This is a genomic window from Pseudomonas sp. PS02288 (genome assembly GCF_029959715.1).
GTDB lineage: Bacteria > Pseudomonadota > Gammaproteobacteria > Pseudomonadales > Pseudomonadaceae > Pseudomonas_O > Pseudomonas_O kuykendallii.
Genome location: NZ_JASCPA010000017.1, coordinates 31,593 through 44,321, shown reverse-complemented (window position 1 = coordinate 44,321; position 12,729 = coordinate 31,593). Strand labels below are relative to the sequence as shown.

General features: G+C 65.5%; 13 protein-coding genes. 8 read left to right on the top strand and 5 right to left on the bottom strand.

Translation table 11 applies throughout. The features are described from left to right. The first annotated feature begins 10 nt into the window (after positions 1–10). The 3 genes from QMX85_RS09380 to QMX85_RS09370 are packed head-to-tail and all read left to right on the top strand — an operon-like array spanning position 11 to position 2,355. Positions 11–709: a DUF484 family protein gene (locus QMX85_RS09380; protein ID WP_090224318.1), complete on the top strand. Its 699-nt coding sequence runs from the start codon at positions 11–13 to the stop codon at positions 707–709. A gap of 51 nt (positions 710–760) precedes the next feature. Next, complete coding sequence (xerC, locus tag QMX85_RS09375; protein ID WP_282340200.1) at positions 761–1,657, top strand: tyrosine recombinase XerC; 897 nt, start codon at positions 761–763, stop codon at positions 1,655–1,657. Continuing rightward, positions 1,654–2,355 carry an HAD family hydrolase gene (locus tag QMX85_RS09370; RefSeq protein WP_282340198.1) on the top strand — a complete coding sequence of 234 codons (702 nt, stop codon included), beginning with the start codon at positions 1,654–1,656 and terminating at the stop codon, positions 2,353–2,355. Before xerC ends, QMX85_RS09370 begins: the two co-directional genes overlap by 4 nt. Before the next feature lie 60 nt (positions 2,356–2,415). On the opposite strand, the gene sutA is transcribed toward QMX85_RS09370, so the two are convergent. The 4 genes from sutA to glnK form a co-directional block, all read right to left on the bottom strand. Further along, on the bottom strand, positions 2,416–2,733 hold the full coding sequence (sutA, locus tag QMX85_RS09365) for a transcriptional regulator SutA (RefSeq protein ID WP_090224324.1): 318 nt from the start codon (positions 2,731–2,733) through the stop codon (positions 2,416–2,418). A 68-nt stretch (positions 2,734–2,801) separates the two neighbouring features. Further along, positions 2,802–3,227, bottom strand: coding sequence for a secondary thiamine-phosphate synthase enzyme YjbQ (locus QMX85_RS09360; RefSeq protein ID WP_282340197.1), 426 nt, complete (start codon positions 3,225–3,227; stop codon positions 2,802–2,804). A gap of 187 nt (positions 3,228–3,414) precedes the next feature. After that, positions 3,415–4,731, bottom strand: coding sequence for an ammonium transporter (locus tag QMX85_RS09355; RefSeq protein WP_090224327.1), 1,317 nt, complete (start codon positions 4,729–4,731; stop codon positions 3,415–3,417). Positions 4,732–4,761: 30 nt separating this feature from the next. Then, complete coding sequence (gene glnK, locus QMX85_RS09350; RefSeq protein WP_003457590.1) at positions 4,762–5,100, bottom strand: P-II family nitrogen regulator; 339 nt, start codon at positions 5,098–5,100, stop codon at positions 4,762–4,764. Between the two features lie 404 nt (positions 5,101–5,504). Between glnK and QMX85_RS09345 the strand changes: the two genes are divergently transcribed. Together QMX85_RS09345 and QMX85_RS09340 are read left to right on the top strand one after the other, a co-directional pair. Continuing rightward, positions 5,505–5,777 (top strand): accessory factor UbiK family protein, encoded by a 273-nt coding sequence (locus tag QMX85_RS09345; RefSeq protein WP_273233956.1) that lies wholly within the window; start codon positions 5,505–5,507, stop codon positions 5,775–5,777. A 39-nt stretch (positions 5,778–5,816) separates the two neighbouring features. Further along, positions 5,817–7,313: a YifB family Mg chelatase-like AAA ATPase gene (locus QMX85_RS09340; RefSeq protein ID WP_282340144.1), complete on the top strand. Its 1,497-nt coding sequence runs from the start codon at positions 5,817–5,819 to the stop codon at positions 7,311–7,313. Here QMX85_RS09340 and QMX85_RS09335 read toward each other — a convergent pair. After that, positions 7,310–8,956 (bottom strand): bifunctional diguanylate cyclase/phosphodiesterase, encoded by a 1,647-nt coding sequence (locus QMX85_RS09335; RefSeq protein WP_282340143.1) that lies wholly within the window; start codon positions 8,954–8,956, stop codon positions 7,310–7,312. The two genes, QMX85_RS09340 and QMX85_RS09335, sit on opposite strands and share 4 nt — an antisense overlap. 317 nt (positions 8,957–9,273) lie before the next feature. Here QMX85_RS09335 and rep point away from each other — a divergent pair, with 317 nt between their 5' ends. The 3 genes from rep to QMX85_RS09320 all read left to right on the top strand — a co-directional run bounded on the left by rep (position 9,274) and on the right by QMX85_RS09320 (position 12,692). Continuing rightward, positions 9,274–11,283 (top strand): DNA helicase Rep, encoded by a 2,010-nt coding sequence (rep, locus tag QMX85_RS09330; RefSeq protein ID WP_282340141.1) that lies wholly within the window; start codon positions 9,274–9,276, stop codon positions 11,281–11,283. Positions 11,284–11,416: 133 nt separating this feature from the next. Further along, on the top strand, positions 11,417–11,950 hold the full coding sequence (locus QMX85_RS09325) for a DNA starvation/stationary phase protection protein (protein ID WP_282340139.1): 534 nt from the start codon (positions 11,417–11,419) through the stop codon (positions 11,948–11,950). Between the two features lie 178 nt (positions 11,951–12,128). Next, entirely contained in the window at positions 12,129–12,692 is a 564-nt protein-coding gene (locus QMX85_RS09320) for a fructose-2,6-bisphosphatase (RefSeq protein WP_282340138.1), read from the top strand. Positions 12,693–12,729: the final 37 nt, after the last annotated feature.

Here is a 12,729-nt window from a genome sequence, read left to right as displayed (position 1 = left end):
AGAGCCAGCGATGAGCGAGAAAAACCAAGAGCCGCCTGTACTCGACGCCGCCGCGGTCGCCGCCTACCTGCGCGAGCATCCGGAATTCTTCGTCGACTTCGAGGAGCTGATTCCGGAGCTGCGCATCCCGCATTCGCGGGGCGAGGCGGTGTCGCTGGTGGAGCGCCAGGTCAAGCTGCTGCGCGAGCGCAACATCGAGATGCGCCATCGTTTGTCGCAGCTGATGGATGTCGCCCGCGACAACGACCGGCTGTTCGACAAGACCCGCCGCCTGGTGCTTGACCTGCTCGATGCCGGCAGCCTGGAAGAAGTGGTCAGCGCCGTCGAAGACAGCCTGCGTCACGAGTTCCAGGTGCCCTTCGTCAGCCTGATCCTGTTCAGCGAAACGCCGCTGGGCGTTGGCCGCTCGGTGAGCGTCGCCGAAGCGCACCAGGCGGTCGGCGGCCTGCTCAGCGGCAGCAAGACCCTCTGCGGCGTGCTGCGCAGCCACGAGCTGGCCTTCCTCTTCGGCGACGAAGACCGCGAGAAGGTCGGCTCCGCCGCGGTGGTCGCACTCAACCATCAGGGCCTGCACGGCCTGCTCGCGGTCGGCAGCCCCGATCCCCAACACTACAAGAGCTCGCTGGGCACGCTGTTCCTCAGCTACCTGGGCGAAGTGCTGTCCCGCGTGCTGCCGGGTTTTTCGGCGCCGCTGCGCTCGGTGCGCTGAACCGCCCGGCGCGGCGCTCCGCTGGATGCGAACACGCCTGACCGGAGCCCCATGCAGAACGACCTCGACGCCTATCTGGAGCACCTGCGCAGCGAACGCCAGGTCTCGCCACACACGCTGGAAGGCTATCGCCGCGACCTCGGCAAGCTGCTCGCCTTCGCTGAAGAAGAGCAACTGCCCGACTGGCAGTCGCTGGATACACGCCGCCTGCGCCGCCTGATCGCCCAGCTGCACCAGCACGGACAGTCGAGCCCGAGCCTGGCACGACTGCTCTCGGCGACCCGCGGGCTGTACCGCTATCTGATCCGCGAAGGTCGCTCCAACCACGACCCTGCCGCGGGCCTCAGCCCGCCGAAAGCGCAGAAGCGCCTGCCGCGCACCCTGGACGCCGATCGCGCCCAACAGTTGCTGGATGGCGCGGTGGAGGACGACTTCCTCGCCCGCCGCGATCACGCCATGCTCGAGCTGTTCTACTCATCCGGACTGCGACTGTCGGAGCTGGCCGGCCTCGACCTCGACGGCCTCGACCTGTCGGCCGGTCTGGTCCGCGTACACGGCAAGGGCAACAAGGTCCGCGAGCTGCCCGTCGGTCGCTACGCGCGTCACGCGCTGGACACCTGGCTCGGCCTGCGCGCCCTGGCCAATCCGGCGGACCGCGCGGTATTCATCAGCCGCCAGGGACAGCGCCTGGGCGCGCGCGCGATCCGCCAACGCGTGCATCTGGCCGGCGTGCGCGAGCTGGGTCAGCACGTGCATCCGCACATGCTGCGCCACTCGTTCGCCAGCCACATGCTGGAGTCTTCGCAGGACCTGCGTGCGGTGCAGGAGCTGCTCGGCCACGCCGACATCGCGACCACGCAGATCTACACGCACCTGGACTTCCAGCACCTGTCGAAGGTCTATGACAGTGCCCACCCGCGGGCGAAGAGGCGCAGCGAACCCGAATGAGCATCCAACTGGTCACCTTCGATCTCGACGACACCCTGTGGGATAACCGCCCGGTGATCGTCGCCGCCGAGCGCAGCATGCGCGACTGGCTCAACCTCCACGCGCCGCGCCTGGGCGCGTTGCCGGTCGATCATCTGTGGGGCATCCGCTCGCGCCTGGTGGAAGCCGAGCCCGGCCTCAGGTACCGCCTCAGCGAACTGCGCCGGCGCACGCTGTTCCATGCGCTGGCGGAACTGGGTCACGGCGAATGCGAGGCGCGCGAACTCGCCGAGGGCGCCTTCCAGACCATGCTCGATGCCCGTCACCAGATCACCTTCTTTCCGGACACCATCGCCACCCTGGAGCAACTTGCAGGACGCTATGCGCTGGCGGTGATCACCAACGGCAACGCCGATGTCCGCCGCCTGGGCCTGGCCGACTATTTTCGCTTCGCCCTCTGCGCCGAGGAGCTCGGCGTCGGCAAGCCCGATCCGCACCCGTTCCAGGAAGCGCTTCGCCGCGCCGATGCCCAGGCTGAGCGTGCCGTGCATGTTGGCGACCACCCCGGCGACGACATTCTCGGTGCCCAGGCGGCCGGGATGCGCGCGGTCTGGTACAACCCGCTCGGCAACGCCTGGGAACAACCGGGCGCCCCGGATGCGCAGATTCGCAGCCTGACCGAGCTGCCGGAGCTGCTGGACACCTGGAACCGCGACTGAGCCGAACGCCAGCCATGAAAAAGCCCGCGACATGGCGGGCTTTTTCATGGCTGGACAGGCTCAGATGGGGCGGCTGCCGTACTTGCTGTCCGGCTTCTTGGGCGGATCGGCGACCACGTTGGGCTCCACTTCCTGCACCTTGCCACCGCGCGCGAGGAACTCTTCCATCGCTCTGGCCAGGGCGTCACGCTCCTTCTGCTTGGCTTCGACGCTGGGCAGCTCTTCGGGCTCGACGGCTGCCTTGGCCTTCTTGCCGGCCGGGGCAGGGGTCTCACTCTCACTGTCTTCGCTATCGACGTCTTCGGCAGCGGCGAGCTCCTCGCCTTCGTCCTCGTCGGTTCCTTCCAGTTCGTCCTGTTCCAGTTCTTCGTCGCTCATGTTCGACCTCACGCTCGCGATAAGCAGGTTGTTATGGTCCCGCCGCTGCACTGCGCGACAGGAAAAAATCAGCAAACTTCGCCATGCAGGGTAGCGATCAACCGCCGTGCACCGCCCTGGTCGCGGTGCTCACCGAGGTAGACACCTTGCCAGGTCCCCAGCGCCAACTCACCCGACGCTATCGGCAGACTCAGCTGGCAGCCCAGCAGGCTCGCCTTGAAGTGCGCCGGCAGATCGTCGGGGCCTTCGTAATCGTGTTCGTAGCCGTCGGCCCCCTGCGGCACTAGACGGTTGAAGAACCGCTCGAAGTCGCGACGCACCGCAGCGTCGGCATTCTCGTTGACGCTCAACGATGCCGACGTGTGCTGCAGCCACAGGTGTAACAGACCAACCCGATAACGGGACAGTTCCGGCAGGACGCTCAGCACTTCGTCGGTTATCAGGTGGAAACCACGCGGACGCGCCCGCAAGGTGATCGATCGCTGCAGCCACATCTGGCGTTCTCCCCTTTTGGCGGGCGCATTCTAGCGCGACGCCGGAAAAAACAAAGGCCAGCCAGGGCCTCAATTTAGCCGGTGGTGGCGACCTTCACCGCATGCTGCGATCTCTGTATAGCAAGGCGGTGGCCGTTTCGCAGGCAAAAAAAAGCCCGGCGAACCGGGCTTTGCTTCGTCAAGCGTATTACAGGTTGTAGCCGCGCTCGTTGTGCTCGGCGAGGTCGAGACCAACGGTCTCGGTCTCGTCGCTGACACGCAGGCCGATAACCAGATCGAGAACCTTGAGGATCACGAAGGTCACGATGCCGGTGTAGACAACGGTGAAGGCAACGCCTTTGAACTGGATGAACAGCTGAGCGGCGATGTCTTCGACGGTGCCGAAGCCACCCAGAGCCGGAGCGGCGAAGACGCCGGTCAGCAGAGCGCCGATGATGCCGCCGATGCCGTGCACGCCGAAGGCGTCCAGGGAGTCGTCGTAGCCCAGTTTGCGTTTCAGGCTGGTGGCGCAGAAGAAGCAGATCACGCCGGCGACCAGACCGATCACCAGGGCTCCCATCGGGCCGACGGTGCCGGCGGCCGGGGTGATGGCGACCAGACCGGCAACCACACCGGAAGCGATGCCCAGGGCGCTCGGCTTACCGTGGGTCAGCCACTCGGCGAACATCCAGCCCAGAGCAGCGGCGGCGGTAGCGATCTGGGTGACCAGCATGGCCATGCCCGCGGTGCCGTTGGCAGCTACAGCGGAGCCGGCGTTGAAGCCGAACCAGCCGATCCAGAGCATGGCGGCGCCGACCAGGGTGTAGCCCAGGTTGTGCGGTGCCATCGGAGTGGACGGGTAGCCTTTACGCTTGCCGAGCACGATGCAGGCAACCAGACCCGCAATACCGGCGTTGATGTGCACTACGGTGCCGCCCGCGAAGTCCAGCACGCCCCAGTCCCACAGCAGACCACCGTTGCCGCTCCACACCATGTGGGCGATCGGTGCGTACACCAGGGTGAACCACACGACCATGAAGATCAGCATGGCGGAGAATTTCATGCGCTCGGCGAAGGCGCCGACGATGAGGGCCGGGGTGATGATCGCGAAGGTCATCTGGAAGGTGATGAACACGCTTTCCGGGAAGGCCGAGGTCAGGCTGTCGACGGTCAGGCCGCTGAGGAAGACGCGCGACAGGCCACCCACGAAGGAGTTGAAGTTGACGACGCCCTGCTCCATACCGGTGGTATCGAACGCCAGGCTATAGCCGTAAACAACCCAGACGATGCTGATCAGGCCAGTGATGGCGAAACACTGCATCATTACCGAGAGAATGTTTTTCGAACGCACCATGCCGCCGTAGAACAGCGCCAGGCCGGGGATGGTCATGAACAGCACGAGAGCCGTGGCAGTCAGCATCCAGGCGGTATCGCCAGAGTTCAGGGTAACTTCCTGAGCCATGGCCAGACCGGGGGTGAAAAGGGACAAAAGGGCTCCAAGCCCTGCGAACTGACGCAGAGTCATCTGTATATCTCCTGGGTCGGGGTCGGGGGCTTAAATCGCGTCTGTGCCGGTCTCGCCGGTACGGATACGGATAGCCTGTTCGAGGTTCACCACGAAAATCTTGCCATCGCCGATCTTGCCGGTGTTGGCGGCCTTGGTGATGGCTTCGATGACGCGGTCCAGCTGATCGTCAGCGATGGCTACGTCGATCTTCACCTTGGGCAGAAAGTCGACGACGTATTCGGCGCCGCGATACAGCTCGGTGTGACCTTTCTGGCGACCGAAGCCTTTGACTTCAGTGACCGTGATGCCCTGCACGCCGATCTCCGACAGCGACTCGCGCACGTCGTCCAGCTTGAACGGTTTGATGATGGCAGTGACTAGCTTCATAACTATCTCCCGTGTAAATGACTTGCCCCAGGAACAGATGACCTGAACCAAGTCTATGCGCAGTGTCTGGCTTTGTAACGCGTCGCGGCCCTGGCTCGGCCGCGCCGACATCAACCTACCGTTCCCGACGAAGCATTCTCCCCCGCTTCGCCTAACGCACCGGAACTGCATCGGTGCACGCGTCACAGGCAGCTAAGCAGAAAGCTTGCCATCTACGGCGATAGACGGTTTTTGGGGCCTCGCGGGCGGATCTGTCGACAATAGAGTCGCCCAAATCGTCAATGCGCACCAAAACAGAGCGCACACCGCAGAGAGCATGCGCGATAAACGTGCGCTTATGCCTCAAGGCCGGGAATTTCCGGCGCCATGATAGACTCCGCCGCCACTGTCACCGGAATAAGCCCATGTTGCCGCCCAAAGCCCTGCTCGATGCCCTCAGCACCCATGCTTCGCGACTGTTCAATGGCGAGCGCCCCGTTCAGCGCGAAGAGTTCGAATCGCAGCTCAAGGCGTTGCTGCAAAGCACCTTCAGCAAGCTCGATCTGGTCAGCCGCGACGAATTCGACGGCCAGATGATTGTGCTCGCACGCACCCGCGCTCGCCTCGAAGCCCTGGAAAGTAAGGTTCTCGAACTCGAAGAACGCTTGGCGAAAGAGTCCCCTCCCGCCGCCGAGTGAATCGCGCTCGGCGAGCGGCATGTCATCAAGGAGTGATGCATGTCCCTGGCCATTGTCCACAGCCGCGCCCAGGTCGGCGTGGAAGCCCCGCCCGTCACCGTCGAGGCTCATCTGGCGAACGGCCTGCCGTCCTTGGCGCTGGTGGGCCTGCCGGAAACCGCGGTCAAGGAAAGCAAGGACCGCGTGCGCAGCGCCATCCTGAACTCGGGCTTCGACTTTCCACCCCGCAGAATCACCCTGAACCTGGCTCCGGCCGACCTGCCCAAGGACGGCGGCCGCTTCGACCTGGCCATCGCGCTAGGTATTCTCGCCGCCAGCGGACAACTTCCGGTAGAAAGCCTGGCCAACTGCGAATGTCTTGGCGAACTGGCACTTTCCGGCGCAGTACGGCCGGTGCAGGGCGTGTTGCCCGCCGCACTGGCCGCCCGCGCGGCCGGGCGCGCCCTGGTCGTGGCGAAGGCCAACGCCGAGGAGGCCAGCCTGGCGTCCGGGCTGGTGGTCTTCGCCGCCGACCATCTGCTGGAACTGGCCGCCCATTTCAGCGCGAAGACTCCGCTGGCGCCGTTCCAGGCGCAGGGTCTGCTGCGCCGCCTGCAGCCCTACCCCGACCTTGCGGACGTACAGGGGCAGATCGCCGCCAAGCGCGCGCTGCTGGTCGCCGCGGCCGGATCGCACAACCTGCTGCTGAGTGGCCCGCCGGGAACCGGCAAGACCCTGCTGGCCAGCCGTTTACCGGGACTGCTGCCCGCGCTGGACGAGCGCGAGGCGCTGGAAGTCGCCGCCATCCACTCCGTGGCCAGCCACACGCCGCTGGAAGCCTGGCCGCAGCGTCCGTTTCGGCATCCGCACCATAGCGCTTCGGCACCGGCGCTGGTCGGCGGCGGCAGTCGCCCGCGCCCCGGCGAAATCACCCTGGCTCACCAGGGCGTCCTGTTTCTCGACGAATTGCCGGAGTTCGACCGCAAGGTCCTGGAAGTCCTCCGGGAGCCCCTGGAAAGTGGCGAAATCGTCATTGCCCGGGCCAACGACAAGGTGCGTTTTCCTGCACGCTTCCAGCTGGTCGCGGCGATGAATCCCTGCCCGTGCGGCTACCTCGGCGACCCCAGCGCACGTTGCCGTTGCTCCTCCGAGCAGATCCAGCGCTATCGCGGCAAGCTGTCCGGGCCGCTGCTCGACCGCATCGACCTGCACGTCGCCGTGCTGCGCGAGCCGATGGCCCTGGATACCGCCCCGCGACACGGCATGGGCAGCCACGAGGCGGCAGCCATCGTCGCCGCGGCGCGCCAGAGGCAACTGCGGCGCCAGGGCATGGCCAACGCGTTCCTCGACCTGCAGGGGCTGCGGGAACACTGCCTGCTGAGCGCGGAGGACCGCCTCTGGTTGGAAACCGCCTGCGAGCGTCTCGGCCTGTCGCTGCGGGCGGCGCACCGGGTATTGAAGGTGGCGAGAACCCTGGCGGACCTCGAAGACGCCTCGACCCTCGGCCGCGCGCACCTCGCCGAAGCCTTGCAGTACCGCGCCAGTGGCCTGGCCTAGGACGGCTGCGGGTTGGCCTGGCGCGGACCGCTCGAGAGCAGCTGGACAAGATGCTGCAGCGCCAGCGGCCGGCTGATCAGGTAGCCCTGCACCTGGTCGCAGCCGAAGCGCGCCAGCAGCGCCAGTTGCTCAGCGCTTTCCACCCCCTCGGCGACCACGTCCAGACCGAGGTTGTGCGCCAGATCGATCATCGCCCGTACCAGCCGATAGCTTTCCGCCTTGTCATTCATGCCGCCGACGAAACTCTTGTCGATCTTCAGCAACGCGATGGGCAGCCGGTCGAGGTGAACGAAGGAGGAAAAGCCGGTACCGAAGTCATCCAGGGAAAAGCGCACGCCGAGCCTGCGCAGCGCCTGCATGGTCTGGCGCACCTGATCGCTGCGGCGCATCACCGCCGTCTCGGTGAGCTCGAATTCCAGCCAGCGCGCGTCCACCTGATTTTCCTCGATGAGCCGGCTCAGGGTCGGCAGCAACTGGCTGTCCTGGAACTGGCGGAACGACAGGTTGACCGCCATGTGCAGCGCCGGCATCCCCTGCGCACGCAGGTCCTGCATGTCACGCAGCGCGCGGGAGATGACCCAGTAACCGAGCGGCACAATCAAGCCGCTCTCCTCGGCCAGCGGTACGAACTCGCTCGGCGCCAGCAGCCCCCGGCGCGGATGCTGCCAGCGCACCAGCGCTTCGACGCCGAGAAAGCGCCCGGACTGCAGGCAAAGCCGCGGCTGGTAGTGCAGCACCAGCTCGTCGCGGCGCAGCGCCCGGCGCAATTCGCCTTCCAGCCGGGCGCGGGTACGGGCACTGTGGTTGATCCGCTCGTCGTAGAGATGGAAGGTGCAGCCCTGAGCATTCTTGGCCTGCTGCATGGCGATGTGGGCGTGCCACATCAGCGGGTCGATCGCGCCACCATTAGCGTGCGCCAAACCCAGGCTGCAGCCGATCAGCAGGCTCTCGCCCTCCAGCCAGTAGGGTTCCTCGAGTGCGTCGACGATCCGCGTGGCGATCCGCTCGGCGCGGCGGAAGTCGTTGGAGGTGTCGATCAGCAGGGCGAATTCGTCGCTGCCCAGGCGCGCCAGGCGGTCGCCCTCGCCGAGCTGATCCTTCATCCGCGCGACCACTTGCAGGATCAGCCTGTCGCCGGCCTCGTAACCGAGGCTGTCGTTGACCGCGCGAAAGTTGTCCAGGTCCAGGTGCCCGAGGGCGAAACCGCGCCCCTCATGCTCGGCCATCCGCGCACTCAGCAGCGCCTGGAAGCCCTGGCGATTGGCGATGCCGGTGAGCGGGTCCAGCTCGCCGTAACGGCGGCGCAGGCTGCGTTCGGCGACATAACGCAGGCAGCGCCGCAAGGTCGCCGGGCTGGTGTCGTCGTACACCAGCCAGTCGCTGACGCTGGCCGGCACGCTTTCCGGCTCCGCCTCCAGCAGCATCACGATGGGCACCGTGCTGGCGCCGGCCGCCGGCAACTGGTCCGGCGTGCAGAGCAGCAGGCAGTCGTCGTCGAGCAGTTCCGCCACGCCTTCCCAGGACGGCGCGCTGACCAGTTGCGGCGCATTGTCGAGGGTCGTCAGCCGGTCGCGCAGCAGCCCGACCCAGGACGGATCGTCGCCAAGAAGAATCAAACGCGAGGGTTGCACTAGCGCGGGCACGCGACCTCCCCAGGCCATGACAGTGTTCGCCGGAGTATTCCCTCACCACTACGATGGTGGCCAGGCTGCGGATCGCGGCCTCGCATCACCGCGCGAGGGGCTCGACCCTGGCACTGTTCGGGAGTCGTTGTTCTGGCGGTCTTCCCTGACCCGGCCGGGCGCGAAATCGTCGACGGCCATTTGACAATTCACCCGTAGCCTACTGGAGCAGGCGAAATAACCAAGCCGTGGCACGCTGCCATCAGCGCAACGGCGCGAGCCTGGGGGCGAGTGCCTGCTAGAATGCCGCCCCTTCTCCTGAGCGAAACGCGACGACCATGTCCCGACTCAATCCCCGGCAGCAGGAAGCCGTGAACTACGTCGGCGGCCCACTTCTGGTGCTCGCCGGCGCCGGTTCCGGCAAGACCAGCGTGATCACCCGCAAGATCGCCTACCTGATCCAGCAGTGCGGCATCCAGGCCCGCCACATCGTCGCCATGACCTTCACCAACAAGGCCGCGCGCGAGATGAAGGAGCGCGTCGGCACGCTGCTGCGCGGCAGCGAGGGCAAGGGCCTGACGGTCTCGACCTTCCACAATCTGGGCATGAACATCATCCGCAAGGAGTACGCGCGACTGGGCTACAAGCCGGGTTTCTCGATCTTCGACGACGGCGACATCAAGGCGCTGCTCACCGACATCATGCAGAAGGAATACGCCGGCGATGACGGCGCCGACGAGATCAAGAACCTCATCGACAGCTGGAAGAACGAGCTGATCCTGCCCGACGAAGCCCTGGCCAACGCGCGCAACCCCAAGGAACAGACCGCCGCCATCGTCTACCTGCACTACCAGCGCACGCTCAAGGCGTACAACGCGGTGGACTTCAACGACCTGATCCTGCTGCCGGTGAAGCTGTTCCAGGAGCACAAGGACGTCCTGGAAAAGTGGCAGAACCGCATCCGCTACCTGCTGGTGGACGAATACCAGGACACCAACTCTAGCCAGTACCTGCTGGTGAAGCTGCTGGTGGGCATGCGCAACCAGATCACCGTGGTCGGCGACGACGATCAGTCGATCTATGCCTGGCGCGGCGCGCGCCCGGAAAACCTGATGCTGTTGAAAGAGGATTACCCGTCGCTGAAGGTGGTGATGCTGGAGCAGAACTACCGCTCCACCAGCCGCATCCTCAAATGCGCCAACACCCTGATCGCCAATAACCCCCACGCCTTCGAGAAACAGCTGTGGAGCGAGATGGGCATGGGCGACGAGATCCGCGTGATCCGCACCCGCAACGAAGACGCCGAGTGCGAGCGCGTGGCCCTGGAAATCCTCACAGAGCACCTGCGCACCGAGCGCCCGTACAGCGATTTCGCCATCCTCTACCGCGGCAACTACCAGGCGAAACTGATGGAGCTGAAGCTGCAGCACCACCAGATTCCCTATCGCCTGTCCGGCGGCACCAGCTTCTTCGCCCGCCAGGAGGTGAAGGACCTGATGAGCTACTTCCGCCTGCTGGTCAATCCGGACGATGACAACGCCTTCCTCCGGGTAATCAACGTGCCGCGCCGCGAGATCGGCTCGACCACCCTGGAAAAGCTCGGCAACTACGCCACCGAACGCAAGATCAGCATGTACGCCGCCAGCGACGAGATCGGCCTCGGCGAACACCTCGACAGCCGCTACACCGAGCGTCTCTCGCGCTTCAAGCGCTACATGGACAAGCTCCGCCAGCAGTGCTCGCAGGACGACCCCATCGCCGCGCTGCGCAGCATGGTGATGGACATCGACTACGAGCAGTGGCTGCGCCAGAACGCCTCCAGCGACAAGGTCGCCGAGGCGCGCATGGGCAACGTCTGGTTCCTCGTCGACGCGCTGAAGAACACGCTGGAGAAGGATGAAGACGGCGAGATGACCATCGAGGAGGCCATCGGCAAGCTGGTCCTGCGCGACATGCTCGAGCGCCAGCAGGAAGAGGAAGAAGGCGCCGAGGGCGTGCAGATGATGACGATCCACGCGTCCAAGGGGCTGGAGTTTCCTTCGGTGTACATCCTCGGCGTGGAGGAGGAAATCCTTCCGCACCGCTCCAGCATCGAGGCCGACACCATCGAGGAAGAGCGCCGCCTGGCGTACGTCGGCATCACCCGCGCCAAGCGCAACCTGACCATGACCTTCGCCGCCAAGCGCAAGCAGTACGGCGAGATCATCGAGTGCTCGCCGAGCCGGTTCCTCGACGAATTGCCGCCCGAGGACCTGGTCTGGGAAGGCCAGGAAGACGCACCGGTGGAAGTGAAGGCCGCGCGGGGCAACGACGCCCTGGCGGCGATGCGCTCGATGCTCAAGCGCTAACGCTCCATAGATAACGCTGCTTGGCGCCATCGACAAAAGTGATGAGTAACCACAGCACGGGTGTGGTCTAGTTGAACCCAGGGTTTCAACGCCGCCACCGCGCGGACATCGTTACTTTTTCGAGGAGAGCACCATGGCCACTGCAAGCGCCAAGCAGGAACTGAAAACCGTCAACAGCGTCCGCGACGAGGCCGCGAAAGGCCCGGATGCCGGCATCGGCAACGCCGTCGAGATCGGCAAGGCCCTCACCGTGCTGGTATCGGACATATTCGCGCTGTACCTCAAGACCAAGAACTTCCACTGGCACGTCAGCGGGCCGCACTTCCGCGAGTACCACCTACTGCTGGACGACCAGGCCGCGCAGATCTTCGCCATCATCGACCCGATCGCCGAACGCGCACGCAAGATCGGCCAGCCGACCCTGCGCTCGGTGGAGCAGGTGGTTGCCAGCAAGCGCCTGCAGAGCAGCGAAGTGGAGAACCTCAGCGCCGAGCAGATGCTCAGCGAGCTGCACGCCGACAACCAGGCCCTGGCCGCCTACATGCGCAGCACCCACACGCTGACCAGCGACGCCAACGACGTGGCCACCACCAGCCTGCTGGAAGAGTGGATCGACCAGGCCGAAGAGCGCGCCTGGTTCCTCGGCGAAACCCTGCGCAACCGCTGATTCCGACTCCCGCGACGAACGAACGCCCCGCCTTTTCGGCGGGGCTTTTTTTTGCGCCGGAACGCCGTTTCGCCTGGCGATCACCGCCGGTCGCGCAACTTTCGCCCTGCGCCGGGCATCGAACCCGGACAGGCGCGCCATCCCGAGCGCCCGACCACGCAGAGGGACCTCGCCCATCATGCAGATCACCCTGGTGCGCCACGGCCGCCCGAACTACTCCGGCGCCGAACGCTGTACGCCCCGCGAAATGAAGACCTGGATCGAAGGCTACAACCGCGCGCCGGTGGTGTGCTCCGAAGTGCCGCAATCGCTGATCGACCAAGCGAAGCGCACCGAGGTGTTCGCCTGCAGTTCGATCTCGCGCTGCGTGGAATCGCGCACCCGCATCGCCGGCGGATGCACCGACGAGGTTGACGAGGTGTTCGCCGAAGCGCACCTGCCCTACCCCGACTGGAACGCGCCGAAGCTGCCGGTGAAGGTCTGGCGGATACTGTTCCGCGGCGCCTGGTTCCTCGGTTTCGCCCGGCACACCGAATCGATCCGGGTGTCGCGCAAGCGCGCCCGCATGGCCGCCGACCGCCTCATCGAACTGGCCAGGATCCACGGCAGCGTGATGCTCGTCGGCCACGGCATCATGAACGTGCTGATCTCCGCCGAGCTGCGCAAGCGCGGCTGGTCCGGCCCGCTCAACCTGATCCTCAAGGATTACTGGCAGCCCTGCGTGTACCGCAAGGCACGCTGAGCACCGCTGCGGAGACCCCGGCGACGCCCGGTTTCCC

What these genes read in the sequence shown, in the direction of transcription:
- QMX85_RS09380 (WP_090224318.1), top strand. Translation starts at nt 11, where the DNA reads ATGAGCGAGAAAAACCAAGAGCCGCCTGTACTCGACGCCGCCGCGGTC.
- xerC (WP_282340200.1), top strand. Translation starts at nt 761, where the DNA reads ATGCAGAACGACCTCGACGCCTATCTGGAGCACCTGCGCAGCGAACGC.
- QMX85_RS09370 (WP_282340198.1), top strand. Translation starts at nt 1,654, where the DNA reads ATGAGCATCCAACTGGTCACCTTCGATCTCGACGACACCCTGTGGGAT.
- sutA (WP_090224324.1), bottom strand. Translation starts at nt 2,733, where the DNA reads ATGAGCGACGAAGAACTGGAACAGGACGAACTGGAAGGAACCGACGAG.
- QMX85_RS09360 (WP_282340197.1), bottom strand. Translation starts at nt 3,227, where the DNA reads ATGTGGCTGCAGCGATCGATCACCTTGCGGGCGCGTCCGCGTGGTTTC.
- QMX85_RS09355 (WP_090224327.1), bottom strand. Translation starts at nt 4,731, where the DNA reads ATGACTCTGCGTCAGTTCGCAGGGCTTGGAGCCCTTTTGTCCCTTTTC.
- glnK (WP_003457590.1), bottom strand. Translation starts at nt 5,100, where the DNA reads ATGAAGCTAGTCACTGCCATCATCAAACCGTTCAAGCTGGACGACGTG.
- QMX85_RS09345 (WP_273233956.1), top strand. Translation starts at nt 5,505, where the DNA reads ATGTTGCCGCCCAAAGCCCTGCTCGATGCCCTCAGCACCCATGCTTCG.
- QMX85_RS09340 (WP_282340144.1), top strand. Translation starts at nt 5,817, where the DNA reads ATGTCCCTGGCCATTGTCCACAGCCGCGCCCAGGTCGGCGTGGAAGCC.
- rep (WP_282340141.1), top strand. Translation starts at nt 9,274, where the DNA reads ATGTCCCGACTCAATCCCCGGCAGCAGGAAGCCGTGAACTACGTCGGC.
- QMX85_RS09325 (WP_282340139.1), top strand. Translation starts at nt 11,417, where the DNA reads ATGGCCACTGCAAGCGCCAAGCAGGAACTGAAAACCGTCAACAGCGTC.
- QMX85_RS09320 (WP_282340138.1), top strand. Translation starts at nt 12,129, where the DNA reads ATGCAGATCACCCTGGTGCGCCACGGCCGCCCGAACTACTCCGGCGCC.